25 protein-coding genes are annotated in these 26,165 nt (G+C 50.7%); 18 read left to right on the top strand and 7 right to left on the bottom strand.

Going from position 1 to position 26,165, the window contains the following annotated elements; all coding sequences use genetic code 11:
* From KDK15_RS12750 to KDK15_RS12740, 3 genes are all read right to left on the bottom strand, one after another.
* Positions 1-2,777: ATP-binding protein (locus KDK15_RS12750; RefSeq protein ID WP_257295751.1), on the bottom strand; the 2,777-nt coding region annotated here is incomplete at its 3' end.
* On the bottom strand, positions 2,758-3,375 hold the full coding sequence (locus tag KDK15_RS12745; RefSeq protein WP_257295750.1) for a DUF4194 domain-containing protein: 618 nt from the start codon (positions 3,373-3,375) through the stop codon (positions 2,758-2,760). The genes KDK15_RS12750 and KDK15_RS12745, both read right to left, overlap by 20 nt.
* 36 nt (positions 3,376-3,411) lie before the next feature.
* On the bottom strand, positions 3,412-4,857 hold the full coding sequence (locus KDK15_RS12740; protein ID WP_257295749.1) for a DUF3375 domain-containing protein: 1,446 nt from the start codon (positions 4,855-4,857) through the stop codon (positions 3,412-3,414).
* Between the two features lie 224 nt (positions 4,858-5,081).
* Here KDK15_RS12740 and ubiE point away from each other — a divergent pair, with 224 nt between their 5' ends.
* The 12 genes from ubiE (at position 5,082) to KDK15_RS12680 (ending at position 14,303) form a co-directional block, all read left to right on the top strand.
* Positions 5,082-5,849 (top strand): bifunctional demethylmenaquinone methyltransferase/2-methoxy-6-polyprenyl-1,4-benzoquinol methylase UbiE, encoded by a 768-nt coding sequence (gene ubiE, locus KDK15_RS12735; RefSeq protein WP_257295748.1) that lies wholly within the window; start codon positions 5,082-5,084, stop codon positions 5,847-5,849.
* Positions 5,849-6,520 carry an SCP2 domain-containing protein gene (locus KDK15_RS12730; RefSeq protein ID WP_257295747.1) on the top strand — a complete coding sequence of 224 codons (672 nt, stop codon included), beginning with the start codon at positions 5,849-5,851 and terminating at the stop codon, positions 6,518-6,520. Before ubiE ends, KDK15_RS12730 begins: the two co-directional genes overlap by 1 nt.
* 9 nt (positions 6,521-6,529) lie before the next feature.
* Entirely contained in the window at positions 6,530-8,158 is a 1,629-nt protein-coding gene (gene ubiB / locus KDK15_RS12725; RefSeq protein ID WP_257295753.1) for a ubiquinone biosynthesis regulatory protein kinase UbiB, read from the top strand.
* 122 nt (positions 8,159-8,280) lie between these two features.
* Positions 8,281-8,661 carry a hypothetical protein gene (locus KDK15_RS12720; protein ID WP_257295746.1) on the top strand — a complete coding sequence of 127 codons (381 nt, stop codon included), beginning with the start codon at positions 8,281-8,283 and terminating at the stop codon, positions 8,659-8,661.
* Positions 8,662-8,724: 63 nt separating this feature from the next.
* Positions 8,725-9,132, top strand: a complete 408-nt coding sequence (gene hisI, locus KDK15_RS12715) for a phosphoribosyl-AMP cyclohydrolase (protein WP_257295745.1) — start codon at positions 8,725-8,727, stop codon at positions 9,130-9,132.
* A 41-nt stretch (positions 9,133-9,173) separates the two neighbouring features.
* Positions 9,174-9,500, top strand: coding sequence for a phosphoribosyl-ATP diphosphatase (locus KDK15_RS12710; protein ID WP_257295744.1), 327 nt, complete (start codon positions 9,174-9,176; stop codon positions 9,498-9,500).
* A 128-nt stretch (positions 9,501-9,628) separates the two neighbouring features.
* Entirely contained in the window at positions 9,629-9,883 is a 255-nt protein-coding gene (gene tatA, locus KDK15_RS21045) for a twin-arginine translocase TatA/TatE family subunit (RefSeq protein ID WP_306800338.1), read from the top strand.
* A 147-nt stretch (positions 9,884-10,030) separates the two neighbouring features.
* Positions 10,031-10,450 carry a Sec-independent protein translocase protein TatB gene (tatB, locus tag KDK15_RS12700; protein WP_257295743.1) on the top strand — a complete coding sequence of 140 codons (420 nt, stop codon included), beginning with the start codon at positions 10,031-10,033 and terminating at the stop codon, positions 10,448-10,450.
* A 2-nt stretch (positions 10,451-10,452) separates the two neighbouring features.
* Complete coding sequence (gene tatC / locus KDK15_RS12695) at positions 10,453-11,238, top strand: twin-arginine translocase subunit TatC (protein ID WP_257295742.1); 786 nt, start codon at positions 10,453-10,455, stop codon at positions 11,236-11,238.
* Positions 11,239-12,311: 1,073 nt separating this feature from the next.
* The gene (locus tag KDK15_RS12690; RefSeq protein ID WP_257295741.1) at positions 12,312-12,605 is read left to right on the top strand and encodes a hypothetical protein; all 294 of its coding nucleotides are present in this window, start codon (positions 12,312-12,314) and stop codon (positions 12,603-12,605) included.
* 89 nt (positions 12,606-12,694) lie between these two features.
* The gene (locus KDK15_RS12685) at positions 12,695-13,405 is read left to right on the top strand and encodes a 16S rRNA (uracil(1498)-N(3))-methyltransferase (RefSeq protein ID WP_257295740.1); all 711 of its coding nucleotides are present in this window, start codon (positions 12,695-12,697) and stop codon (positions 13,403-13,405) included.
* A gap of 160 nt (positions 13,406-13,565) precedes the next feature.
* Positions 13,566-14,303: a DUF2059 domain-containing protein gene (locus tag KDK15_RS12680; RefSeq protein WP_257295739.1), complete on the top strand. Its 738-nt coding sequence runs from the start codon at positions 13,566-13,568 to the stop codon at positions 14,301-14,303.
* Here KDK15_RS12680 and KDK15_RS12675 read toward each other — a convergent pair.
* The 3 genes from KDK15_RS12675 to KDK15_RS12665 form a co-directional block, all read right to left on the bottom strand.
* Positions 14,300-16,597, bottom strand: a complete 2,298-nt coding sequence (locus tag KDK15_RS12675; RefSeq protein WP_257295738.1) for a primosomal protein N' — start codon at positions 16,595-16,597, stop codon at positions 14,300-14,302. The genes KDK15_RS12680 and KDK15_RS12675 overlap by 4 nt on opposite strands.
* A gap of 120 nt (positions 16,598-16,717) precedes the next feature.
* Entirely contained in the window at positions 16,718-18,130 is a 1,413-nt protein-coding gene (locus tag KDK15_RS12670) for an ankyrin repeat domain-containing protein (protein WP_257295737.1), read from the bottom strand.
* The gene (locus tag KDK15_RS12665; protein ID WP_257295736.1) at positions 18,102-18,275 is read right to left on the bottom strand and encodes a hypothetical protein; all 174 of its coding nucleotides are present in this window, start codon (positions 18,273-18,275) and stop codon (positions 18,102-18,104) included. Before KDK15_RS12665 ends, KDK15_RS12670 begins: the two co-directional genes overlap by 29 nt.
* A gap of 352 nt (positions 18,276-18,627) precedes the next feature.
* On the opposite strand from KDK15_RS12665, the gene rpmE reads away from it, so the two are divergent.
* Complete coding sequence (gene rpmE / locus KDK15_RS12660; protein ID WP_101745013.1) at positions 18,628-18,843, top strand: 50S ribosomal protein L31; 216 nt, start codon at positions 18,628-18,630, stop codon at positions 18,841-18,843.
* Positions 18,844-19,003: 160 nt separating this feature from the next.
* Complete coding sequence (locus KDK15_RS12655) at positions 19,004-20,260, top strand: malic enzyme-like NAD(P)-binding protein (protein WP_257295735.1); 1,257 nt, start codon at positions 19,004-19,006, stop codon at positions 20,258-20,260.
* Positions 20,261-20,266: 6 nt separating this feature from the next.
* Here the strand turns inward: KDK15_RS12655 and KDK15_RS12650 are convergent, their stop codons facing one another.
* On the bottom strand, positions 20,267-22,744 hold the full coding sequence (locus KDK15_RS12650) for a penicillin-binding protein 1A (protein WP_257295734.1): 2,478 nt from the start codon (positions 22,742-22,744) through the stop codon (positions 20,267-20,269).
* A gap of 299 nt (positions 22,745-23,043) precedes the next feature.
* Between KDK15_RS12650 and KDK15_RS12645 the strand changes: the two genes are divergently transcribed.
* From KDK15_RS12645 to KDK15_RS12630, 4 genes are read left to right on the top strand one after another with little or no spacing between them, the layout of a single operon-like run.
* Positions 23,044-24,108 carry a pilus assembly protein PilM gene (locus KDK15_RS12645; protein WP_257295733.1) on the top strand — a complete coding sequence of 355 codons (1,065 nt, stop codon included), beginning with the start codon at positions 23,044-23,046 and terminating at the stop codon, positions 24,106-24,108.
* Positions 24,108-24,671 carry a PilN domain-containing protein gene (locus KDK15_RS12640; protein ID WP_257295731.1) on the top strand — a complete coding sequence of 188 codons (564 nt, stop codon included), beginning with the start codon at positions 24,108-24,110 and terminating at the stop codon, positions 24,669-24,671. The genes KDK15_RS12645 and KDK15_RS12640 overlap by 1 nt, the downstream gene beginning before the upstream one ends.
* Positions 24,668-25,279 carry a type 4a pilus biogenesis protein PilO gene (locus KDK15_RS12635; RefSeq protein ID WP_257295730.1) on the top strand — a complete coding sequence of 204 codons (612 nt, stop codon included), beginning with the start codon at positions 24,668-24,670 and terminating at the stop codon, positions 25,277-25,279. The genes KDK15_RS12640 and KDK15_RS12635 overlap by 4 nt, the downstream gene beginning before the upstream one ends.
* Positions 25,276-25,812, top strand: coding sequence for a pilus assembly protein PilP (locus KDK15_RS12630; RefSeq protein ID WP_257295728.1), 537 nt, complete (start codon positions 25,276-25,278; stop codon positions 25,810-25,812). The genes KDK15_RS12635 and KDK15_RS12630 overlap by 4 nt, the downstream gene beginning before the upstream one ends.
* Positions 25,813-26,165 lie beyond the last annotated feature (353 nt).

The following is a 26,165-nucleotide window of genomic DNA, read 5'->3' as shown; positions in this document are numbered from 1 at the left end:
AACTGGTTGATCTCCGGGTCCCGGTGATTGTCCGCCACAAGTCGTATATAGGTGCCGTCGCTGTAGTCAATAGCGGCCAGGGAGCGGTTAATGGTGGCAATTTTATCCCGAATGGTTTGTTGCTGATGATCCAGCCAATTCTGGAACATGGCCATGTTGTGGATGGTGCCTTCATTGAGCATCTGTTTAAACCGTTGCTCATGGCGGGGCAGGTCTTCCCCTTGCAGGGTTTCCAGCATGGCGGTGAATTCCGCCACTGAGCCCATGGAGGCGTCCACTTCACGGGTTTCCTGGGGATAGGCGTTTTTGTAATCCGCCATCTGGCCGGTAATCCGGGCCGCCAGTTCCCGGGATTTTTTCTCCCGGCTATCCAGGCGGTTCTGCAGCCAGCTGCGCATGATGGACTGGGAGCTGTCGCAATTTTCAATGGTGATCTTTTTGTCCCCCAGGGCTTCCTGTTCCATTTCGGCAAGGGTGGGAAAGCAGGATTCACGTGCGGTTTCCGAAAGCTCCGCCAGCTGTTGCTCAGAGAACTTCAGCAGTTTGTGATCCTGTTTCAGTTTCTCTGCAGCGGTACCGGACTCCCTGGTCAGTTTACGCTCCTGTTCCTCTTTTTCACGAGTCGCTGCTTCACAGCGTTCCAGGCGCTCGCGCAAGGTGCGAAGAATGTCGGAGCCGGTTTCAAGCTGCTGCTTTTCCTGTTCCAGACTGTTGATCTGGATGGCCAGGGGTTGCCAGTTGATTTCGGCAAAATCCGCATATTTCAGCAGCAGCTTCAGATCTAACTGCCGCTGGTTCAGCTGGTTTATCCGCTGGTTGAACTGGGTCTCAGCGCTGGCGGATTTCTGAATTTCCGCTTCCAACTGTTTACGGGTGGCTTCCAGGGTGAAGATTTTTTCCCGGTTGCTCCAGCCCAGGACAAAGCGGGAACGGTCATCAATACGGTAACGGTCGTCTTTTTCATGGCGGCTGCCGCCACTTTTGATCTGTCCGGCGGTGGTGATGGCCCGTATCTCCCGGCGGAAGTCGGCCATCTGGTCGCAACAGATATAGTCAAAACGCTGGGACAGTTCCTGCTCAAGCCAGCTATAAAACTGGCTGTCAGTTTTGATGGAGACTTTTCGGCACAGGGAGCGGGGGTCAAGGGTATCCCCAGTGGCACGGGCGGGCTGGCGCACCCGGTAATAGACCAGTCGTCCCTTGAGGTGGGTGCGATCCACATAGTCGGCAACGGACTGGTAGTGCTCATCGGGTACCAGCAGGCTCAGGGCGAAATTATGGAGTACTCGTTCAACCGCCCCTTCCCAGTGTTTGTCTTCTTCACGCACCTGGAGCAGTTCACCGGCAAAGGGCAGGGTGGATTCCGGCAGGTTGAGAGATTCACTCAGCGCCTGACGAATGGCCAGGTTGCGGCTGGGGATATTGGACTGACGACTTTTCAGCGAGGCGATTTCTGCTTCAAGTTCATCGTGCTGGCTGCGCAGTTTCTGGAACTCAACACGGTGTTCCACTTGCTGGTTTTGCAGGTCGGCCTGCTGTTTCTCCAGGGATTCCAGCCCGGTTTCTGCCTGCTGGCGGTTATGAAAAAAGCCATCGTCGTCTGCAGGTTGGGAGAATTCCAGGATGTTGCACAGTGTTTGGTAATCATCACAGGCTTTGGCGATGCGGTTCCGTTCCCGCCCCAGTCGTTCCAGTTCTGTTTTCAGTTCGGAAAGGCGCTGGCCGCCATTCTGGTCAATAGCCCGTTCCAGTTCCCGGCTGGTAGTGCGCAGGTCATCAATGGACAGACGCAGCTCCTGCAGGCGGGATTCGAGTTTTTGCTGTTCCTGTTCCCGACGTTGGATGCGTTCCGTCAGCAGCGTGATTTTTTTATCGGCAAAAAAGCCATACAGCGCTTCCCTGGACTGACGCAGGGCCGCAATGCTCGACTCAATGCTTTCATACTGGTCGCAGTTGTCAATCATGGGGGCGAGGCGGTCAATTTGCTGGCGAGCTTTCAGTACTGCCTCATGAGCCCGGTTAAGGTTGTCAAACTGACGACTGAGTTCGTTGACTTTCTCCCCGGCATCGGTGCTTTCCAGCATATGGCTGCGGACAAACTCGGTCAGGTTGCCCACGGATTTCATGGAGACGGTCTGGTAAAGCAGCTCCAAAGCCTGATCGTTTTCAATACCCATCTGGCGACGGAACTCAGCCTGGTATTGGCTGAAACTGTCAAACAGCTTGATGTGCTCCTTCCGTTTCAGCTTTTTTTTCAGGTCAGCAATATCGCTGCCAAAGCCGCTGAAGTGTTTGGCAATGGATAACGGTTTGCGTGCCACCAGATAGAAGCGCTCCGGCGTATTGCTGTTATCCCGGCTCCAGAATACCTGGGCCAGGGTGATGGTCTGGTCAAACCCTTCGTTGACAAAACGGGCCAGCAAGACGCTGTAGCTGTTATGGTCGCGCAGGGCCACCGCTTTGGCACTGAGGGTGTCGTCATCTTTGGCACTTTTGTAGTATCCGCGCACATAGGAGGTGAGGTTGCGCTCTTTGGTTTCGGCACCCGCCGCCTTGTTATAGGTGATTTTCTGGCTGGGTACCAACAGGGTCGTGAGACCGTCCACCAGGGTGGATTTACCGGAACCGATATCCCCGGTCAGCAGGCTGTTATCACCACCGGGGGTGGCGACCCAGATTTTTTTGTGAAAGGTTCCCCAGTTCAGCACTTCCAGGGCTGCCAAACGGAAACCAGCCCGTTTCGAGCTGTCGGAAAAATCAAACGAGTGTGTCTGCATGGTCCCGGTATACCTTGAGTTTGTCGTTAAAATCCGCCAGCCAGTCGGCATCCACCAGTGCCTTGATGATGCGCCGTACTTCCCAGGCGGGGGGATTGCCTGATAGTTTTTTAAGGAAGCCGAATTCGGCCACTTTATTGATGTGGGTGTCGATCTGGTCAAACAGTCGTGCTTCATTGGCCCGGTCCGGCAGGAACACCCGCATCATCTCGACGATCTGTTCACGGTTCAGGATCAGCCGGGCATCACCACCGCTGGCATCCTGCTCCACCATTTTTTTACGCAGCAGTACGCAGAGCAGGCTGACCGGAAAACTGAGGGGGCGACGGGCCACCAGTCGGGGTAGCTTTGTCTTGTCGTCGTCTGTTTCGACGGTCTCTTCATCCAGTTGCCGGAGAAAAGCGTAGCCTTCGGCTTCGTCCAGGATCAGGTCCAGACCCATGACCCGTACATAGTCCAATACTGGCCCATGAAGTTCTTCAAGCTGCTGCCATACCGCGGGATTCTGGTCCCGGTAGACAACGCCTTTCATTAGGTTGACCACAACTACACCCAGATTGGCGTTCCCCTGTGATGGGGCTGATTCATTCTTACTCATTTTGTTATGACGAAGTTATTAATAGGTAAAAAACCATTAACGGGTAAAAATCACCGAAGGCATCCACGCCGCTTTAGGGTTCCCGGTATTGTCCAGCCACTGAACAGCCTGATTATGTTCAGCGTTGATTACCGCCCGATCCGATTCAGCAGCGATATGTAAGTAGGCGACCACTTCACTTAACCCTTTTTTCACCGGGTAGAGTTCCAGCAGTTCTGCCAGGGTGATTTGTGACCGGGTCTGCAGGGCGAAGCGAATCTGGCTTTTCAGTGCCTGCTCATCCACATAGTGCTGATTATAGAGTGCGCTGGTGTCCATATCGCCCTGACCCTCTTCCGGAACTTCATCAATCACCGGGCGCAGGGCAGGGCGGAACAGTCCCCGGCCCATGGGCAGCTCCACTTCCGGTTTTAATGGCGACAATGTGGTGAACAGTTTGTCCGGTGGCGGGGTCTGGCGAATGGTGATGGCGTTCTGCTCAATATCCCGGACAATCTCCATAATCCGACGGTTTTCCAACCAGGCCTGGTCATCCAGGTAGCGGCGTAACTGTTCCACTAACAGGGCGCAGGTGCTGTTTACTTTTTCCCCGGCTTCCAGCAGGCGGAATCGGATGCCGTCCAGCAAAGGGTCTTTGTCACTGTTGAGGCTATTAATTTCCGGCAGTCGGAGAACTTTTTGCAATGTCTCTTGCAATTCCTCCTGGCTGACCGGAGACATCAGCCAGCTCCAGAATGCTTTGAAGCTGCGCCCCTGATCCGATTCGGTAATGGCATCCTGCTCAGAGAAAATGGTGTCCAGCATCTGGCCTTTACCGCTGCTGCTGGTGGTGATCCGCTCCCGGACTCCCCGGTCCAGTGCCCGGAAGTTCTCTTCAACCTGGCGGAAGTCAGACAACAGTTGTCGTGCGGTATCCTCTGCCTGCAGGAATTTTTCTTTGATACGGGTGCCATCGTGGGGGGTGACATGACCCTCGCGAAGCTGGGCAATCTGTCGTTCAATGGCGGTTTTTTCCTGCTCTAATTGTTGAATGCGCAGGGTGGGGTCGGTCTCGGTCTCATCGGCAATTTCTCGCAGTAGCCGGAAAATGGTCAGCAGTCGGGACTCGGTGCCGACAAATTGTTTCTGCTCAAAGCTGGCAATCCACTCAATCACTTTTTCGGTGGCGGGTGTCAGGTCAAACAGCGGTTCATCACCCATGCTGGCGGGTGGGTAATACTTTCTTAAATACCCGTGTTCACCGGCAGACCAGTTGTTGAGATAATCCCGCCCTTTTTTGGGGTACCGGTTCTCACCGGTGGTTTCCCGTAAATGGTGCAGGTAATCGTCCAGCTTGGTGGCCAACTCTTCTGCCCCCACCGAACGTTGGTTGGTGGCAATAAAGGCACGGTAGAGGAAGCTGATAATCAGCGGTGCGCTGTCAGCCTGCAACAGTCGCCAGGCCGGGTGGCTGCGCAGGCCGGAGATACGGTTGAAGTCCATGGGGCAGAATGAGTAATGACAGAACCAATAATAAATAGTGGCTGTGATGGTAGTTGATTACGGAAGCTTATTCCATGACTTCTCTCTCGTTCTCTCCCGGTTAGAGAGTTTTAGCCGTTTTTTCCAGTAATGGTGACGATACCTGTTCTCATGCTTACGCCATAAGCTTTTTGCCTTTACAATAGCCAGCCATAATATTGATCGAATGAATGCCGGGAAGGATCATGACTGACAGTGGCAAGCAAAAGCATGATGGCACAACGCACTTTGGTTATCGTGATGTGCCAGAGAGTGAGAAAGAGAGGTTGGTAGCGGGTGTCTTTCACTCGGTAGCCAGCAGCTATGATGTGATGAATGACCTGATGTCCCTGGGCATTCACCGTCTCTGGAAGCGTTTTACCATTGAACTTTCTGCCGCCAGGCCCGGTCATGTGGTACTGGATATCGCCGGGGGGACTGGCGATCTGGCAAAACAGTTTTCCCGTATTGTTGGGGAAACCGGACGTGTCGTGCTGGCGGATATCAATGAATCCATGTTGCGCGTTGGTCGGGATCGACTGATTGACCAGGGCATTGTTGGCAATATGGAGTTTGTCCAGGCCAATGCCGAATGCCTGCCTTTCCCGGATAACACCTTTGACTGCATTACTATCGCTTTTGGTCTGCGCAATGTGACGGATAAGGATGCCGCGCTACGCTCTATGTGCCGGGTGTTGAAGCCGGGTGGGCGGTTGCTGGTTCTTGAGTTTTCCAAGACAAAAAATCCGTTGCTGACCAAGGCTTATGATGTCTATTCGTTCAGTTTGCTGCCGATCATGGGCAAGCTGGTGGCCGGGGACTCCGAAAGCTATCGGTATCTTGCGGAAAGTATTCGCATGCATCCGGATCAGGAGACGCTGGAAGGCATGATGAAAGAGGCCGGTTTTGTCAATACCGCCTACCACAATATGACCGGAGGTATTGTGGCGCTGCATAAGGGAGTTAAGCCCTGATGGTCGGCTCTAATGACAGTCCTTATGACAAGATTGTCTTCACAATGGGTCTGCTGGCAGCCATTGAGCGCCAGGTCAATGGGCTGCTGGCTCTGGACCCGGTAACCATTAAAAAACTGTCACATTGGTTTGGTAAGGTGGTCGCTTTTCAGTGCACTTCGCCAGAGTGGTCATGTTATGTCCACTTTGAGCATGACCGCATTCGTCTTGCTGGTACTCTTGGAGAAGAGAGCGAAGGCGCGGTGAATGCCACTTTTACGGGATCCAGCATTGCATTTGCCTCACTGGCTACCCGCAAAAATCTGCCGTTTGCTGATGTTTCCGGGTTGAGTGTTTCCGGGGATGAAGCGCTGATTGCTGATTTGCAGCAGATTCACCAGCAGATGGAGATCGACTGGGAAAGACCGCTTTGCCAGACCTTTGGTGATATCCCCGGGCATATGATGGCCCGGGGACTCCGCTTTGTCGGTGACCATGTTCACAGAGGGCAGCAACTGGTTATGGACAACCTCGGGGAATACCTTCAGGAAGAGCTTCGCCTGATTCCATCAAGGGTTGAAGTGGCAGGCTTTGCAGAAGAAGTGGGGCGCCTTGCTGAGTCCATGGACCGGCTGGAGGAGCAATGGCAAACCATGCAACCTACAAAAGATCTATCTGATGCCAAATCATAAGTCGGGGGCCTGACGTTGATCCGTTTGTTGAAAATTGTGGCCGCTGTCGCCCGTAACCGGCTGGATAATCTGATTGATCCGGAGCGCTCACCGTTCTGGCTGCGCTGCCTGCTGATTCTGCTGCCCTGGCGTTATTTTATCCGTAATAATGCTCCCCGGGGTGAGCGTGTCCGCCTTTCCCTGGAGGCGCTCGGGCCTATCTTTATCAAGTTCGGGCAAATCCTCTCAACCCGGCGGGACCTGTTGCCGGATGATATCAGTGATGAGTTGTCCCGGCTTCAGGATGATGTTCCGCCGTTTCCTGCCACAGAGGCGATTGGCATTATTGAGTCCAGTCTGGGCGGCTCTCTTGACAAGAAGGTAGACACCCTGTTTGCCCGTTTTGATCGTGAACCATTAGCTTCTGCTTCTGTTGCCCAGGTCCATACCGCTCAGCTTCATACCGGCGAAGAGGTGGTGGTCAAAGTGATTCGCCCGGGTATCGACCGGGTGATTCGCAAAGACATTGGCTTAATGTACCTGTTTGCCCGTTTGCTGATTACTCTATCAAAAGACGCTCGTCGTTTGAAGCCGGTGGAAGTAGTGGCAGACTATGAACGCACAATCCTGGATGAGCTTGATCTGTTGCGGGAAGCGGCTAACTGTTCCCAGCTGCGACGTAACTTTCTGACCTCTCCCCTGTTGTTTGTGCCTCAGGTTTATTGGGATTATTGCCGCACAAAAGTGATGGTCGTTGAGCGGATTTATGGGGTTCCGGTTTCCGATATTGCCACAATGAAAGCCCGGCATGTGGATATGAAAAAGCTGGCAGAGCGGGGCGTTGAAATATTCTTTACCCAGGTGTTTCGGGATCGCTTTTTCCATGCGGATATGCATCCGGGCAATATTTTTATTGATACCACCATTCCTGCAGAGCCCCGCTATATCGGGATCGATTGTGGCATTATCGGTACGCTTGAGCCGGAAGATCAGCACTATCTGGCCAGTAACCTGCTGGCTTTCTTTCGGCGGGACTACCGCAAGGTTGCCCAGTTGCATGTGGATTCCGGATGGGTGCCCAGAGATACGCCGGTAGGGGAGCTTGAAGCGGCGATTCGTACCGTCTGTGAACCGATATTTGAAAAGCCACTTAAGGATATCTCCTTCGGCCAGCTACTGGTCAGACTCTTTCAGGTGGCCCGTCGCTTTAATATGCAGGTTCAACCACAACTGGTGCTTCTGGAAAAGACATTATTGAATGTCGAGGGATTGGGGCGGCAGTTATACCCGGATCTTGACCTCTGGGCCACGGCTCAGCCCTATCTGGAAAAGTGGATGAAAGACCAGGTCAGTCCAACGGGTATTCTCTGCCATCTTAAGGAGCAAAGTGCAGACTGGCTGCTAAGTGCTCCCGTGATGGCTCAAAGAGTGATGTCAACGGTGCGAACCCTGGTTGATCAGCAACAGGCGTTGCATCATCAGCAAGTGAGGGCGGAAAAGCGCCGGCAAAAGCAGAGACGTTTTGGCGTTCTCCTACTTTTGGCAGGCGGGGCGTTGATGGTGACTTCCGGTTCCCTTTTTGTGGAAAAAGAGCTGCTGGATCAGGCAATGGTTGGATTACTGGCTGTGGCAATGGGTGGTTGGCTGGTTGTTCGGTAAGAAGGTTGCCAGCTTACACCGTTGTTATGACAACCCCCGGGTCAGGCACGAATCGGCCCATGAACTTTTTCTAATACCGGGGGTCAACATATTGGTATCCATCAGCTATCAGGAGTTGCCCCATGAATTCGGTTCCGGGTGGTTTTGTAAGCCGCGCCCAACCATCAGGCTACGGTGCTACTCAAGCGTCAGGTCCAGATGTGTCTGGACGTTTCTCGGGGCATGACGTCGTTGCTTCCCAGCCTTGTCACCTGTGCGCTGCGCCCCCGCCGTCCTACTCGGAAGCTATGAGGCAGACTCCACAAGCTATTCCTGACCGTAATAATGTGCTTTTACTCAATAAGGTCATGAGACAGATGAGAGAAGATGCTCTCCAGATAGAGCGGCGTGCTAACAATAAAGGGTGTTGTGAACAGCTAATGGGCAATGGTTGTTTAGGTGATCTTCTCCAAACCTGTTGTGTTACTGCCTGTATGCTAACGTTGTCGTGTCTCGGTGGGTAACAGGGATATGATATCTGATCAGCCGCGTAAGTATGTGAACAAATAAACTGATTGGATAGTGTTATGAAAACAACTCACTGGTTGGATGAGGTCCAATGGAACGATGATGGCCTGGTGACAGCCATTGCCCAGGACCATAAAACCGCAGAGGTTTTGATGTTGGCCTGGATGAACCGGGAATCGCTGGAACTGACCCTGAAAGAACAGGTTGCCATTTACTGGTCCCGTTCACGGGGCAGGCTATGGCGCAAGGGCGAAAGCTCTGGCCATACGCAACGGCTGGTAGAGTGTCGCCTTGACTGTGATGGCGATGCGATCCTGCTGAAAGTGGAACAAACAGGTGGTATTGCCTGTCACACAGGACGTAAGTCTTGCTTTTATCGTCGCCTCAGGGATAACCATGAAGACGCATCGTGGGATACCGAAGAGCCGGTGTTGCAGGATCCGGCAACGATTTATGGACATCAGTAAAGGCTGTATTCTTTGCTGTAAATCATCCCACAGGTTAAAACATGAGCGATATAATCAAAAAATTGACTGAAGTATTAACCAACCGCAGGCAAGCTGATCCGGATTCCTCTTATGTTGCACAGCTTCATAGCAAGGGACTGGACCATATTCTGAAAAAAGTGGGGGAAGAGTCAGCAGAAGTGCTGATTGCCGCCAAGGCATCAGAATATGACCATAATCGGGAGGCGGTTATTTATGAAACGGCTGATCTCTGGTTCCATACCATGGTCATGCTGTCCCATCTTGGGCTTGAGCCTGCTGATGTGTTGAATGAGCTGGATCGTCGTTTCGGGCTTTCCGGTATAGAAGAGAAAGCATCCCGCGGGTAACTGTATTTCCCGACTTTTCCTGAACGTTTGTTGCAAAATAGCCACACCCCAAGCGATGGAATGGGGTAATATGTCCGCTCTTTGTGTATTATTTGATCAGCTTTTATGGAGAGCTGAAGGAGCAGAAAATGGGTTTTGGTGGTATCAGTATCTGGCAGTTGCTGATCATTCTGTTGATCGTGGTGATGCTTTTTGGTACGAAAAAGCTTCGCGGAATGGGCAGTGATCTGGGCAGTGCGGTAAAAGGCTTTAAAAAAGCACTGGGTTCTGATGATGAGAAGGATAATGCAAAAGACTCAGGGAAAGCTGAACTAAAGGCTGGCTCTGTTGAGCAGCGTAATCTTGAGTCTGACCTGGAAAAGTCCAGGCACAAGCAGTCTTGATTGCATAAAAGGGCTTTCAGGTCAGTTTTTCTGGTGGAAAGTGTTCTTTTGAGCCAAGTGTGATCCACTCTTGCGGGGAGACTATAGCAATCCCTTGGTGATTGAGTGGTTGAAGGTTGCTGTTATCGAGAGGTGCGATAGTTCGCTGTGCTTGATATAGGTTTTACAGAGTTATTATTGGTTGCCGTCATTGCCCTGGTGGTGTTGGGTCCGGAGCGCCTGCCTCAGGCCATCCGGACAACCGCTTACTGGGTGGGCAAAATTCGTCGCAGTTTTCAGTCCGTAAAAGAGGAGCTTGAGCGGGAGATTGATGCCGACGGAATCAAGCAGCAATTGCACAATGAAGCTGTCATGAAAGAGTTGAATAAAACCCGCGAACAGTTTCAAAGTCAGATCAATGATCTGAAAAAGTCTGTGAGCATTGATCCTACCGAAGACCAAACTTCTTCCGGTGTAAATACTTCGCCCAAGGGTGACAGTGGCTCAGTGAGTGGAGATGGCAGTGTTAAGAAACAGGCAGTGAATGACGCTTCTGCTCGTTTGTCTCAGGAAAAGGGCAGTAAGTAACTATGTCGCAAAAAACGTCGGATCATTCTCAACAGACATCAAAAGAAACAGACCAGGATAAAGAGCAGCCTCTCGTTCAGCACCTCCTTGAGCTGCGTGGACGTATCCTGAAAAGCCTGATTGCCGTTCTGGTGGTTTTTGCCGGGCTGTTTTACTTTGCCAACGATATTTACGTTTATATCTCCGAACCACTTCGCGCCAGCCTGCCTGAAGGCAGTACCATGATTGCTACCGAGGTGGCTTCACCCTTTCTGGCTCCCTTTAAGCTGACCATTGTGCTGTCGCTGTTTATTGCGATTCCATTTATTCTCCATCAGGCATGGGGCTTTATTGCTCCTGGCCTGTATCGGCACGAGAAGGTCATTGCGATTCCCCTGCTGGTTGCCAGTGTCGTGTTGTTTTACCTGGGGATTGCCTTTGCTTATTACGTGGTCTTCCCTTTGATTTTCTCGTTTTTCACCACGGTTGGCCCAGAGTCAGTCACCGTAATGACGGATATCAACAGTTATCTGGACTTTATCCTGAAACTGTTCTTTGCCTTTGGTATCGCTTTTGAAATTCCTGTGGCGACGGTTCTGCTGGTGTGGTCGGGCGTAACTTCGGTCGAAAGCCTTAAGGAAAAACGCCCGTACGTGGTGGTTGGTTGTTTTGTGATCGGTATGATCATGACGCCACCTGACGTAATTTCTCAGTCTCTGCTGGCGATTCCGATGTGGCTGTTGTTTGAGTGCGGAATTCTCTTTGCCCGGTTTGTGAAGAGTCGGAAACCTGATGAGGCAGATGCATAGCGCTCTGTCCCAATGCCCTGCTCTCATAAGCTTCGTTTAATCCTAATTGTTTTAGCGAATCGAATGTGAGTTCACCTGTCTTGCCGTTCCACCTAATAGTAGGTAGATCAATTGGAAACCGAAAAGCACCACCCAGAGTTTCATCGGTAATTCCGGTATTACACAGGTCGATACGCCGACGGCGCCCGTCAGGCATTGGCCCAATGGTAAATAACCAGTTGGGGAGATTTCCATCAAGGCGTTGGCAACCGTTCAGAATGATTTCACCCGCAATGGTGAATTGATCAGCACTGCCAAAAACACCAAAATCAGTAGACCCTGTTAGATCAAGAGAGTTTGCTTCCAGTTTTGACTGGATTGATCTTAGTCCACTGTTTCGAGCGATAAGTTTGCCATCCACCACAGTTTTTATTTCGGATAATGATTTCAGGTTTTGACAGCCTGAGATGTTCAAATCTCCATTAACAATAAGGATCTTGGGAAGCCGATCTATGGACGATTCTGATAAATTCAATGAACCGTTTATGCGTAACTTCTCGGGCCAGTGGATTATACCCGTCTTTGAAAGATCTAGGGTGCCACAAAAATGGGGATCTATCAGAAATTCATAGGCACCGGAGGGAGAAAAAGCCTGAGCTTCTTCCGGTAAGTTTGGACGGACAACATAGAGTGTATCAGGGTCAAAGGGTTGCTCTTTAGTCAGCAGTCTTTGAATAAATGCTTCAGTATATAAAATCTCGAATTTTTGTCGATTGATCACCGACGATAGAACAGCTTGAGCATAGGTAATGCTCCGGGCAAACAGGGATCGCTCAGGAATGGGTGGTAACTGGACAGTATGCTCCTCCCTGTTGGATGTTACGCTCTCAAGGTCTGTTCTGCTTTCGTTATTTGGGTTTATCACAGGCGGCTTATAGAAAGAGCATGACTCCATAACATGAGTTCCTCATTGTCGGTGGTAAATAATGCTAGTATGTAGAAATTGAATATTTATTTTTATTTGCTGATGAATAGAGTTGATTAACGGGTTAAAAGTTCAATCCATCAGGATGTTTTTGTTTCAGGGAGGAAGTATGCCATATCCCCACTTCTCAATTGGTCAGGAAGTGTATAATCCCGACCATTTCTACCATCACTCACCATTTGACGTTCCCATCGAGGTGATCCAGAACGGTCTGCTGTGGTTACTTTCTGATCCGGGCTTTCACCCCCTTAAAACATTGCTTCCGGGTGATTATTCGTCTGTGGATGAGTTAAGGGATGAGTTGGTATCTGGTAATATCAAGCTATCGTCGGCAGCCATTGATAGGGTGCTTGATGAGATTGACCGGCTTGTGGATGACTATCGCAGAGGCGTCGCTTTTTAAGCGCTCTGAGTGCTCTGATTTTCCTTTTTATGAATGTGCCAGTTTCAGTTCCTTACTGCTAACTGGCTTACCAGCGTATGGCTGTTTAGATGAATCTTCTCCTCCTTGAGCAACAACACTTTATTGATGAATGGCATGCAGAGCTGGACCAGCGGCAGTTAAAACATGTGCTGGACGTTCATCAGGCTATTGAAGGTGATGAGCTGCGTGTTGGTCTGGTCAATGGTAAGGTGGGGATGGGGAAAATTACTCATCTGTCTTCAGAAAAAATGCACCTGGAAGTTGAGCTGGATACGCCTCCCCCTCCGGCCCTTCCTTTGACGGTTCTGCTGGCTTTACCCCGGCCAAAAATGCTCAAACGTTCACTCCAGCATCTGACGGCGCTGGGGGTTAAAAAGATTATCCTGATGAACAGTTATCGGGTTGAAAAAAGTTTCTGGCAGTCCCCCTGGTTAAGCCCTGAGAAAGTGCGTGAGCAGCTGATACTGGGTCTTGAGCAGGCCCGGGATACGATCATGCCAGAAGTGATTCTTGAGAAGCGTTTCAAACCTTTTGTGGAAGATCGTTTGCCGACCCTGGTGGCAGGAAAGCTGGGGCTGGTGGCTCACCCGCTAGGGGGTGAAAGCTGCCCTCATCAGATTTCTGAACCTGCTGTGCTGGCTATTGGCCCGGAAGGGGGCTTTATTGACTATGAAGTGGATAAACTGGCACAGGTCGGGTTTCACAGGATCCATCTTGGACCACGTATTTTACGGGTCGAAACGGCGGTAACGGCCATCGTCAGTAAACTTTACGACTGATACTCAACAGAGTATGGTAAAGGTGAGCGGTTTGGTGATAATACAGTCACTGTCGCTCACCCTGTACAGTGGGTTGGTAGATATATTAACTGACTGTTTCACAATAAACGGTATCAACACGGCTCTGACTATGGACGGAAAGAGATTAGTAGTTGTAGGTTTGTTCGCTCCCCTGCTTTTTATTGCCAATGCATTGGCATCACCTGCAAAGCATCAGCTGTTGGATAAACTTTATGACCAGACAGGACTGGAACGTCAGCTTGACTGGATACACGACAGTATGACTCTTCAGAGGCAGAAGTATCCGATTCCTGAGCCAGTTGTGGATACGGTCAATCAGGTGGTTAAAATTCGCTACAGTCCCGATTTTTTTCGGGCTTCCATGAAAGTAACCCTGGATGAAGCGTTGTCGGTTGGTGAATTGGACCGGTTGATTGACTGGTTCGGATCGCCCCTGGGTAAGAAAATTCTCCGCCTTGAGGCTGAAGCCAGTAATCCTGCCAATCAGGCAAAAATGGAGAAGTATATCCGGGAAAAACTGTCGGCGGAGCTGCCTAGAAATAGCCGGATAATCTTGATAGAAGAGTTGATGGAAGCACTTGATGCTGTTGAGCTGAGTACTGAGCTGGCTGCCAGTGCTTCAGTGGGAGCCCAGAGAATGCTTCGGGAGGTCATGCCCGCAGGTGCCGAGCAGCCAATGAGGCCTGCCCAGGTGTTGAAAGCCCAGGAAAAGCCCTATATCCGGAAAGATATGCCGGAAAGAATGCGGGATATCTTTCTCTACACCTATCGATCCCTGCCGGACAGTGATATCCAGCGATATCTTGATTTTGCCCGGAAAAGTGCCATGCAGAACTTCCAGCGGGGACAAATTCAGGCCATATCGCGGATGCTTTAGCTCATCTCCTGAGGGTCAATATCTACCGTCCACTTCAGTTGTCTGGGAAGCCGGTGGCTTTCCAGGTAGCTGACAACGCCACTCACCACCGCGTGTAAATGATTTCTGCTTTTTCCCTGGATAAGAAGGTGCCAGCGGTAGCGTCCCTGACGCTTTTCCATGGGTGCTGGAATCGGACCCAGTAACCGAACATTGCTGCCTTTGGCTGCCTGCTCAGCATAGTGTCTCAACGCTGAGAGCAGAGCCTCACTTTCCCCCTGGTTTACAGACTCTGATCGAATCAGGGTTAAATATCCCTCCGGGGGAAGATTCAGGCTTTTTCTTTCCATAAACAGACTGCTGGCAAAACGGCTGTAGTCGTTCATGGACAGAAGCTGGAGAGCAGGGTGTGCTGGATTATAGGTTTGAATAATAACCTGTCCGGGTTTATCTCCCCGTCCTGCTCGCCCCGCCACCTGCATAATCAATTGACCGGTTCTTTCCAGTCCTCTGAAGTCAGAGCTGAATAGCCCTGCATCGGCATTGATGATGGCAACCAGGGTGACATTCGGGAAGTGGTGACCTTTCGCCAGCATCTGCGTACCCAGCAGTATGCAGGGTTTGCCGGACTGCACTTCCTTCAGCATATCGCTCAACGCCTGTTTTCTGCGAGTGGTGTCCCGGTCGATTCTCAGCACGGGATAACCGGAGAAATGTTGGCTGAGGGTCTGCTCTGTCCGCTCCGTACCCTGGCCAACAGGTTGCAGCTTTCGGCTCCGGCACGATGGGCACTGCCATGGGATGGCCTGTTGCAGATCGCAATGATGGCAGTGCATATGGGGAGGGTAACGGTGAATGGTCATATGTGCATCGCAGTGCGGGCAGTCGATAATGGTGCCGCAGTCCTGACAGATCATGGATGGTGCGTAGCCACGACGGTTCAGGAAAACCATCACCTGATTGCCTCGTCCAAGATGAGCTGCCATTCTTTGCAGCAGTTCTGTGGATAAGCCGTCTTTCAGAACCTGGTGGCGCATATCCAGCAACTCCATGGCGGGTGGACGTGCATTTCCCGCTCTCTGCTTCAGGTGAAGCTGAGTGTATTTTCCCTGGTGCGTATTGTGTAGCGTTTCCATAGAGGGGGTTGCCGATCCAAGGACGACCGGACAGTGGCACTGTCTGCCACGGAAAATCGCAAGATCCCTGGCGTTATATCGCAGGCTTTCCTGCTGCTTATAGGAGCCGTCATGCTCCTCATCGACAATAATGAGCCCGAGGTATGGCATTGGGGTGAAAATACCTGAACGGGTGGCAATCAATATGCCGGCCGCACCTCTGGCCGCTTCGAGCCAACCCTGTAACCGTTCACCATCGCTGAGCCCCGAATGCAGGCAGGCAACCGGTACGTTGAAACGATCACGAAAGCGCTTGACTGTCTGAGGGGTGAGCCCGATTTCCGGAATCAGTACTAATGTCTGCCTGCCGTTGGCCAATGCTGCTGAAATAGCCTGTAAATACACTTCGGTTTTGCCGCTGCCCGTGATGCCTTCCAGAAGATAAGTGCGATAGGATCCGAGGCCATCGGTAATGGCTTCACAGGCAAACGCCTGCTCTTCGTTCAGCTGAAGGTGGGCAGACTTCAGTGGGTTGGTGGTTTCGGTAAACAAGCATGGGGAGGGCTCAATATCCCGGGAATGGATTAATCCTTTTTTGACCAGCTCTTTTAGAGTGCTTTTGCTGAAACCGTATTCATAGAGCTCCGTGGCACTGATGCCTTCAGGGTTTTCACAAATCAGCGTCAGGGCGGCCAGCTGTTTTTTTGATCGTTTTAGTTGGTTTCGTAGCTCAATTTCCAGTTCAACCAGGGGGTACCAGAAAGGCATGCTGCCGGTGGATGCAGGTTTTCCCAGGCGCAGGTTTTTCGGTAGAGCCTGGTGCAGAGTTTCTCCTGCGCTGTGATGGTAATAACGGGCTGCCCATTGGCATAGCTGGATAATATCCCCTGGTACCAGTGGCTCTTCATCCAGGACAGTAATGATTTGTTTCAGCTTATTGGCAGGAATGTCAGTGCTGGATTCGATGGAGAGAACAATACCGACTATTTGTCGTGGGCCAAAAGGCACGATGACTCTGCTGCCAGGGTGAATGGCAGTGGCAGAATGCGTGTCTGGTGGTAAGTAGTCGAACAACCGCCTCAGAGGGGAAGGGATAGCGACTCTGATAAATTTTTCTACGATGAGCCTGGCGGAGACGGACTGTTCAGTGGTTGCTTGATCATTTGCTGCGTCAGAAGTGTCCGCCGGTTTGCTGCTCATTCAGGTTCCATCGTGGTATTTCTATGGGGGAGATGATACAGGAACTGAAAGCTGGCATGAACTGAAACCGGGTCGGGTGGGTTGAGGTTAATCCACCTTGACCTATTCTGCCTCAGTGTTTTAAGAAGGTGTTGAAAGTAGTGGGTTATAGATAAACTTCTTCAATGGATCGGGTAGTGGCAGTGCATCAATTGCTGACCGCACCGGTTGCCCACTGATGTTCAGATTTTCGATCAATCGGTTACGGATGCTCTTTCGTATGCACAGTTGCAGGGAAATTGGTTGTTGGCATTGTAATTCGGGTATGTGATTGTTCAGAATGTAAGTGATTTCGGTTTGTCCTTTCCTGGATGCCCAGTGCAGGGCCGCTGGTGATTGGTGGAGGTCGGCTCCATGTGCCAGTAAAGTTTTAACGATGCTGACATGGCCATTCGAGGAGGCTTGCGTCAGGGCTTCAGGAGACTGATTGGGGGTAGCACCGTTGGCCAGCAGGATGCTGACAACCTTAATGTGACCCTCCTGGGCGGCCATCACGAGGGCATCTGGTGAGTGATGTGGGACGGCTCCGTTGGCCAGCAAAGTGTTGACGATCCCTATATGTCCTCTTGCAGCAGCACAGAACAGGGCCTTGGATAGCTGTTGAGTTGTGGCTCCGTTGGCCAGCAATGCGTTGACGATCTCGACATACCCATTACTTACGGACCAGCCCAGGGCCGCTGGCGACTGATGGAGGTTGGCACCTTTGGCCATAAGTGTGTTAACGATCTCAAGCTGTCCCTTTCTGGAGGCTTGCACCAATGCTTCTGGAGAGTGCTCCGGGGCGGCTCCTTTGCTCAGCAATGTTTTGACCATCTCAATATTACCATTCTCAGCGGTCCACACTAAGGCATTTGGTGACTGGTTAGGATCGGCTCCATGGTTCAGCAGGGTGTTGGCAATCGTGCTGTGACCATTTTGGATGGCCCACACCAGGGCTTCTGGAGACTGTTGGGGGGTGGCTCCGTTGGCTAGCAGTGTTTCGGCGATCCCGGCATGCCCATTCCGGGCCGCCAGCGACAGGGCGTATGGAGAGTGGCTGGGCGCGGCTCCGTTGGCCAGCAGGATGTCAACGATATCGGTGTGCCCGTTTTTGGCGGCCTTTACCAGGGCGTCTGGCGACTGGTGAGGAGTGGCGTCGTTGGCCAGCAGGGTGTTGATAATGACAAGATGACCATTCTGGGCGGCCCACACCAATGCATCCGGTGACTGATGTGGAGTGGCACCGTGGGCCAGCAGAGTGTTGACGATTCCGGCATACCCTTGGCCGGCTGCCAACGATAAGGCAAATGTAGACAGACTGGGAAGAGCTCCATTGGCCAATAGTGTGTTGACGGTCCCTATTTGTCCATTCACGGCTGCCCATGCCAGATCATATGGGGGAGGTTTGGAATCGGTTTCGTTGCCTTGCAGTAAATTGCGTATCCCGATAAAGCCTTGTCTGCTGGCGGCCCACACCAGATCAATATCATAAAAATACAAGCAATCTATGTTCATGGTATTCACCGGACAGTTCGGCACTGTTAAAGGCCTCTGTGGTTTCATTAATATCGATGATGGGCATCCAGCCAGTCTCCTGCTTCAAGGGTTCTGTCGTCAGTTTTCGCCAGACTTTTCTGGATGTCCAGCCGTATTTATCCAACAAGTTTTTCCATATCTTGGAAGGAAGCCCAAACGGTTAAGCTCATGGTTTCTCTCCTGAAACAGAGTTGGAGGTGAAAGAATTAAAACGGTAATTTGTTAATTTTGTATATTGTTTTTTTGTCATTGCAAGTTGTGCCGATGATCGGATAATGGATTGAAAACTACGTATATGGGACGAACATAAGGCTGTTTCCCTCAGTCATAATCTCTGGTAGTATCCTCCGCTCTTTACCCTCTCAGCTCATTATGCTGAGGTGGATACCGTTTGCGGTGCCTGTCTCCAGAGCCTGATAACACCAAGGCTCTATTGAGAGACAGGTGGCGGCATACACCAGTTCGAGGAAGCTCAAATGAAGCAGGATATCCATCCTAACTACGAAGAAATCGAAGTTACCTGCAGCTGCGGTAACAAAATCAAAACTCGCTCGACGCTTTGCAAGCCGCTGAGTATCGAAGTTTGCTCCAAGTGCCACCCATTTTACACTGGCACTCAGAAGGTGATGGATACCGGCGGCCGTATCGAACGCTTCAACAAGCGTTTTGGCAAGCTGGGCGCTCGCAAGTAACCGAGCTGGCAGCTTACCGAACGAAAGGTTTAAAAAGGCGACTGTTTTGCAGTCGCCTTTTTTGTATGGCCTGTTATTTTTTGAATTGACCTTGTTACCCCCATTTCCATCATATATTCTGGGCCTTCATATAATCTCCTCCCCATATCAGTAAAAACTCATGGAAATGAAGCAAGCTGCACTTGATTATCACGGTCTTCCAAAACCTGGAAAAATTTCGATTGAAATTACCAAGCCGGCAGAGACCGCGCTGGATCTTTCACTGGCATATAGCCCGGGTGTCGCGGAGCCGGTGCGGGCGATTGCTGAAAATTCAGAGGATGTCTATCGATATACCGGCAAAGGTAACCTGGTTGCAGTAATCAGTAATGGTTCAGCGATTCTCGGTCTGGGTAACCTGGGCGCACTGGCCAGTAAGCCGGTTATGGAAGGCAAAGCTCTGCTGTTTAAGCGTTTTGCCGGTGTTGATTCGATTGATATTGAAGTGGAATCTGAGAGCCCACAGGCGTTCATTGATACTGTGAAACGAATTGCCTGTACCTTTGGTGGTATTAATCTGGAAGATATCAAAGCACCTGAGTGCTTTGAAATTGAACGTCGTCTGATTGAAGATTGTGATATTCCGGTTTTCCATGATGACCAGCACGGTACTGCGATCGTGACGGCAGCGGCTATGCTCAATGCCCTTGAGATTGCCGGAAAGGGTGTTGAAGAGGCAAAGTTGGTCTGCCTGGGGGCCGGTTCGGCGGCCATTGCCTGTGTGAAACTGCTGATCAGCTGCGGCTTCAAGCCAGACAATATTCTGATGCTGGATAGCAAGGGGGTCATCCATTCAGAGCGCAATGATCTGAACCAGTACAAGGCAGTGTTCGCTGTTGCAACGCCTTGTCGCACCTTGGATGACGCTATTGATGGGGCGGATGCGTTCCTGGGTGTTTCCGGTGCCAACCTGCTGTCTCCGGAACAGCTGGAGAAAATGGCTGAAAACCCGATCGTTTTTGCCTGTGCCAATCCCGATCCTGAGATTCGTCCTGAGCTGGCTAAGGAGGTTCGTCCTGATGTCATTATGGCTACCGGGCGCTCAGATTATCCGAATCAAGTGAATAATGTCCTTGGTTTCCCGTTTATCTTCCGGGGTGCATTGGATGTACGCGCTTCACGCATTAATGAAGCGATGAAAATTGCGGCCGTTAATGCCATTCGGGAGCTGGCAAGAGAGCCAGTCCCGGAAGTGGTTATGAAGGCTTACGGTGGTGCCAAGCTGAGTTTTGGTCCGGACTATATTATCCCAAAGCCTATGGATTCCCGGCTGCTTGGGCGGGTTTCTGCCGCTGTGGCTCAGGCTGCAGTTGACTCTGGCGTTGCCAGGGAGGAATACCCTGCCCATTACCCGTTGAACTCTGTTTCGGATATTTGATCAGCATCAAAAAAGATCTTCTGGTGAAAACTCAAGGTCCATCTCGCCAAGAGGTGGCAAGCCTTCATCACTGTATTGTTGTGGGGCGTTTTCCTGGAGGAAAATTTCGAAAATAGCGTTGGGGTCTCCGGGCAGGGCAAGCTTGCCGGTTTCTGGTGAAATTTTCAGGGTGATCACGCCCTCCGGTTGTGCTGTTTTATGTTCCGGTTTGCCATCCAGGGCGGTATGCATATAGTCAATCCAGATTGGCAGAGCTGCATTGGCTCCATATTCCCAGCGCCCGAGTGTTGAGAAGTCGTCCATACCCACCCAGACGGCAGTCAGGACATCTGGGTTAAAGCCAACAAACCATGCATCTTTACTGTCATTGGTGGTTCCGGTCTTACCAGCGATATCCTGCCGTTTTAATTCCCGGGCCCGTCTGCCGGTGCCTTTCCAGATTACGTCATTAAGGATGTCGTTCATGATGTAGTTAACCTGGGGTGACATAACGGATTTGGCGATTACCGGCTGATCGTCAGGTTCAGTGAGTGAAGTATCTTCCTGAATCAGCATTTCCTCAAGCTCTGGATCGCTGAAATAGGGGCTCTCATCTTCACCTTGCATCTCCATGGTGTCTTGATTCAGGCTGGCAATACAGGTTTCATTGCAGGCTATTGCTGCGTTGGCGGCAAAAATAAGTTCATCGGTGGTTTCAATTCGCTGGATCAGCCAGGGCTCAATACGGAAACCACCATTGGCCAGAACTGCATAGCCAGAAGCCAGTTCAAGCGGTGTCATGGAGACATTGCCCAGGGAGAGTGACAGGTCACGGCTTAAAGACTCTTCCTTGAAGCCCAGCTGCTTAAGATAGTTAACAGTTTTGCTGATACCCATCTGACGCAGAACACGGATAGAGACAAGGTTTCTTGAGCGATAGAGGCCTTCACGCAGACGCATGGGGCCATTGAACTTCATATTGTCATTATTTGGCCGCCAGCTATCTTCAAGGTTGGCATCATCAAAAACAATCGGTGCATCATTGACGATGGTTGCCGCAGTCATGCCGTTAGCAATGGCCGCAGCATAAACAAAGGGTTTGAACGATGAGCCTGCCTGACGGATGGCCTGAGTGGCGCGGTTATACATACTGTCATAGAAGTTGTACCCTCCCACCAAAGCCAGAATTGCACCATTTTCCGGGTGCATTGAAACAAGGGCTGCCTGTGCCTGTGGTTCCTGGGCCAGACGGTAGCTGCCATCTTCTGTAACCCTTACCCAGATCTGGTCTCCGATTTTGACAACATCTGCAGGTGTTTCAGGTGAGCGACCAGCACTGTTTACGGTTAGAAAAGGCTTTGCCCAGCTCAGATTTTCCCAGCTGATTTTAGCGCTATTGCCGTTTTTCAGGCCAATTTCTACGTCTTCCTCTCCGACCCGGGTGACCATGGCGGGTAACAGAATACCAGGCGATGGGGTTTTGTTGATGCGCTGCTGCCAGCCTTCTTCCGGAATATTATCAAACAGGTTGGTGACTGGGCCCTGGTAACCATGGCGTTCGTTGTAGGCCATTAACCCATGGGCTATCGAAAGGTTGGCCGCCTCCTGGAGCTCGCTGCTGACGGTGGTGTAGACTTGAAAACCTTCGGTGTAGGCATCCGGGCCATATTGTTCAACCATTTGCTGTCGAACCATCTCGGCGATATAAGGTGCTTCAAGTTCGATTTTTGCGCCATGATAGCGGGCGGTTACCGGCTGGTTGACTGCGTCGGTATATTCTTCGTGAGTCACGTAGCCCAGATCTTTCATTCTCCCCAGGATCCAGTCCCGTCGAATCAGGGCCCGTTTGGGGTCATTGATCGGGTTATAGCGGGAAGGTGCTTTTGGCAGACCGGCAATCATGGCGATCTGGGCCAGATTCAACTCATCAATGGCTTTGCCATAGTAAACCTGTGCGGCGGCCTCTACACCATAAGAGCGATTTCCCAGATAAATTTTATTGAGATAGAGTTCAAAGATTTCATCCTTGGACAGTTGCTGTTCTATTTGCAAGGCGAGTAGGATTTCATTGAATTTTCGTGAAAATACCCGCTCATGGCTCAGGAAGAAGTTTTTGGCCACCTGCATTGTTATGGTACTGCCGCCGGATTGAATGCTGCCTGTACTGACCAGTTGAACAGCGGCCCTCATCAGGCCCATGATGTCAACGCCGGGATGGTAATAAAAACGGTCGTCTTCGGCAGCCATAAAGGCTTTGATCAGGTGTATGGGAGCGTCTTCAAACTGAATGGGGGATCGGCGTTTTTCGCCGAACTCGGCAATGAGCAGATTATCTTGAGAGTAAACTCGCAGAGGTGTCTGTAATTTGGCGTCTCGCAACGATTCCACAGAAGGTAGCGAAGGACTGAGGTATAAATAGGCACTGGCACTGACAAGCAGAATTCCACTGGCTACTGTTAGTAGTGACCAGAACAGGAATTTAAGAAGTTTAACCGACCGTTTCATGCTGTTAGGGCATCCTGATAAAGCAAAGGTCACCGGCTGAATTTGTGACATCATTAAACTGTCTTGTCATAACAAGAGTCGTCCTGACAGCCGTACGTGACTGAGTATTATATGGTGAAATGGCCATCAGCTGAAAATTTGGTTTTCCTGTACGCGCCACAGTCTTGGGTTGCAGAAGGATCTTCCTTTAAAATCCAATGTTTAGAGTTGGCTGAATGGCGGCTGTAATTGCGAAAGTATACAGACTGTTATTAAATTAGAGCTGTTGATCTTATAACTAATAACCAAGGATTGCACCAGTGTTTGGGCTGCTGAAGAAAAAATCAAATGCCGTTTTAGGGGTGGATATAAGCTCGACATCTGTCAAGGTCATTGAATTAGGGCTAAGAGGCAGTGTTTATAGAGTCGAAGCTTTCTGTGTTGAGCCCCTTCCGCCAGGAGCCGTTGTTGAAAATAATATTCATGAAGTTGATGCCATTGGCGAAGCCGTTGCAAGAGCTCTCTCCCAATCCAGAACTGGCCTGAAAAGTGCCGCAGTCGGTGTATCAGGCGCTGCCGTTATCACCAAAACCATCGATATGGATGCTTCCCTCAGTGAAGATGAGATGGAAACCCAGATCTCTGTTGAGGCAGACCAGTATATTCCCTATGCCATGGATGAAGTAGCCATCGATTTTGAAGTTCAGGGTCTGAACGAGAAAAACCCCGAGCGAGTTGAAGTTTTGCTGGCAGCCTGTCGTCGTGACAATGTTGAAATGCGCGAGGAGGCACTTCGGCTTGGGGGATTAACGGCCAGGGTTGTTGATGTGGAAGCTTTTGCCATGGAGCGGGCATGCGAATTGATTGAAGGCCAGCTTGACCTGCCAGATCAGGATCCGGTGCTTGCTATCGTCGATATTGGTGCCACGAAAACCACACTGAATGTGATCAGCCGGGGTAAAACCGTATATACCCGTGAGCAGTTATTCGGTGGACGGCAGTTGACTGATGAGATTCAGCGCCGTTATGGGCTCACCCCTGAAGAAGCAGAGAAAGCCAAACGTAAAGGGGGGCTGCCTGATGATTATGAACCTGAAGTCCTGGAACCATTCCGGGAAACGGTGGTTCAGCAGGTATCGCGTTCATTGCAATTCTTTTATTCGTCCAGCCAGTTTAATGATGTGGATGCCATTGCACTGGTAGGGGGCTCAGCATCAATCCCAGGTATGGCGGAAATGATTCAGAATAAACTGGGGGTCCCGACCAGACTGGCAAACCCTTTTGCCGGAATGTCCATGGCTGGGAAAGTGGATAAGGACCAACTGGCCACTGAGGCGCCAGCGCTGATGATTGCCTGTGGCCTTGCCATGAGGAGTTTTGACTGATGGCAAGAATTAACCTTTTACCCTGGCGTGAAGAGCTCAGGAAAGAACGCAAGCAGCGTTTCATTGCCATCTGGGCGATAACGGTGCTGGTTGGTATTGGCCTGGTCTTTATCGGTGATCTTTACATCAGCCATAACATCAGCCACCAGCAGAGCCGCAACCAATATCTGCAGAATGAAATTACGCTGCTTAATCAGCGGATCAGTGAAATAAAGGACCTTAGAACCAAAAAAGAACAACTGCTTGAGAGGATGCAGGTCATTCAAAACCTGCAGGGAAATCGCCCTGTGATTGTTCGGATATTTGACCAGGTCGCAAATGTGGTTCCTGAGGGGGTTTATTTCAAGCAGATAACGCTAGAGGGAAATCGCCTGTCGCTTGTTGGGGTTGCTGAGTCCAATAATCGTATCTCTGCCTTGATGAGAAACTTCGATAACTCTGAATGGTTTACTGAACCAAATCTGACGGCCGTAAGGAAAGTATCGGCCAACAGCCAGCGCTGGAATGAGTTTGATCTAACGGTTAAGCAGATCAACCCCACTCAGGCCAAGGGGGGACTATGAGCCTTGCAGATTCGATACAAAAGCTGAATGAGCTTGATCTGAATGACATTGATTTCGATAACATCGGTTCATGGCCTTTGGGAGCCAGGGTCTTTGTCTGTATTCTGACTCTGGCTTTGGTGCTTGGGGTTGGTTACCAGTTTCACCTGACCAGTTTGCAGAAACAGTATGATGTTGCTGCCAGTAAAGAACAGGATTTACGGGAGCAGTATCGAATCAGGGCGTTTCAGTCGGCAAACCTGAAAGCCTACCGCGAACAGATGGCGGAAATGGAAAACTCGTTTGGTGCGCTGGTGAAACAGCTGCCCAGTGATACAGAGGTTCCCGGGCTGCTTGAGGACATTACCTTTACCGGGCGTGGAGCAGGTCTTCAGATCGAAGAAATAAAACTTCAGGATGAAAATGTCAGCCACTTTTATATTGAGCTGCCAATCAGCATTGGCGTGACGGGCACATACCATGATCTGGGTAATTTCGTCAGTGGTGTCGCCAGTCTTTCGCGAATAGTGACCTTGCATGATTTTGAGATTCGCCCGGGCAAGAATGATCAGTTAACCATGAACATCCTTGCAAAAACTTACCGCTATAATGATCAGGGGGGGCTATGATGAAGCTGCTTCAACTTGTCATTATTGTCGGTGCTGCGCTGATTCTTTCTGGATGCTTGGATGGTGGCCGTCAGGGGTATCAAGATATTGATGGCTATATGGCAGAGATGAGGACCCGTCCTACGGGTAATATTGAGCCATTGCCCAAGTTCAGGCCTTATGAGGCTTTTACTTATCAGGCATCTGCCAAGCGGAGTCCTTTTAAGCAGCCGGTGAAAATTGAGCTGACCACGGAACAGCTCAATAGCAACATCAAGCCGGACCCACACCGTGTTAAACAATACCTGGAACAGTTTGAATTGGATTCGTTCCATTTGGTAGGCTCTATCAGTAATGATGAAGGATTCTGGGGGCTGGTGCGTGGCTCTGACGGTGTTCACCGGGTTCGTGTGGGTGATTACCTGGGGCGTAACCATGGTCGTATTACTTACCTTGATGACCAGGAGTTGCGTGTGACAGAGATTGTTCCTGCTGGTCCAAGTTACTGGATTGAGCGACCAAGAGTTCTCCGCGTTAATTTTGATAATCAGTGATTTTATTTCTTTTATTATGAATTAATCATCATATTTCCAGCAAGGATGCTGTCATACCCTGATCGGTTGACAGTGCGCTGCTGGCTGTGTTGAGTTAGCTGAATGTTATATTCATGCAGGGCGGCTTATTTTTATCTGGGGGATGCTTTGTAGCATGAAAGGATATGGGTGAAATTAAAAGTGTTCTTGTACCAATTACCCAGAACGCTCCCAGTATTGATCCCATTCCCCGTTAGAGCGCAAAGTTCTTAAGCAAAGCATTGATACAGCATTTGAAGGCTTTCACCAGGCTCCGGGTATTTTTAGCCGTTTCTGAACGATCGAACTGTTTGAACTTTCTATCTCGCCAGAGC

Origin of the sequence: Endozoicomonas sp. YOMI1, from assembly GCF_024606345.1 — a bacterium.
GTDB lineage: Bacteria > Pseudomonadota > Gammaproteobacteria > Pseudomonadales > Endozoicomonadaceae > Endozoicomonas.
This window is presented reverse-complemented; position numbering and strand designations above follow the sequence as displayed.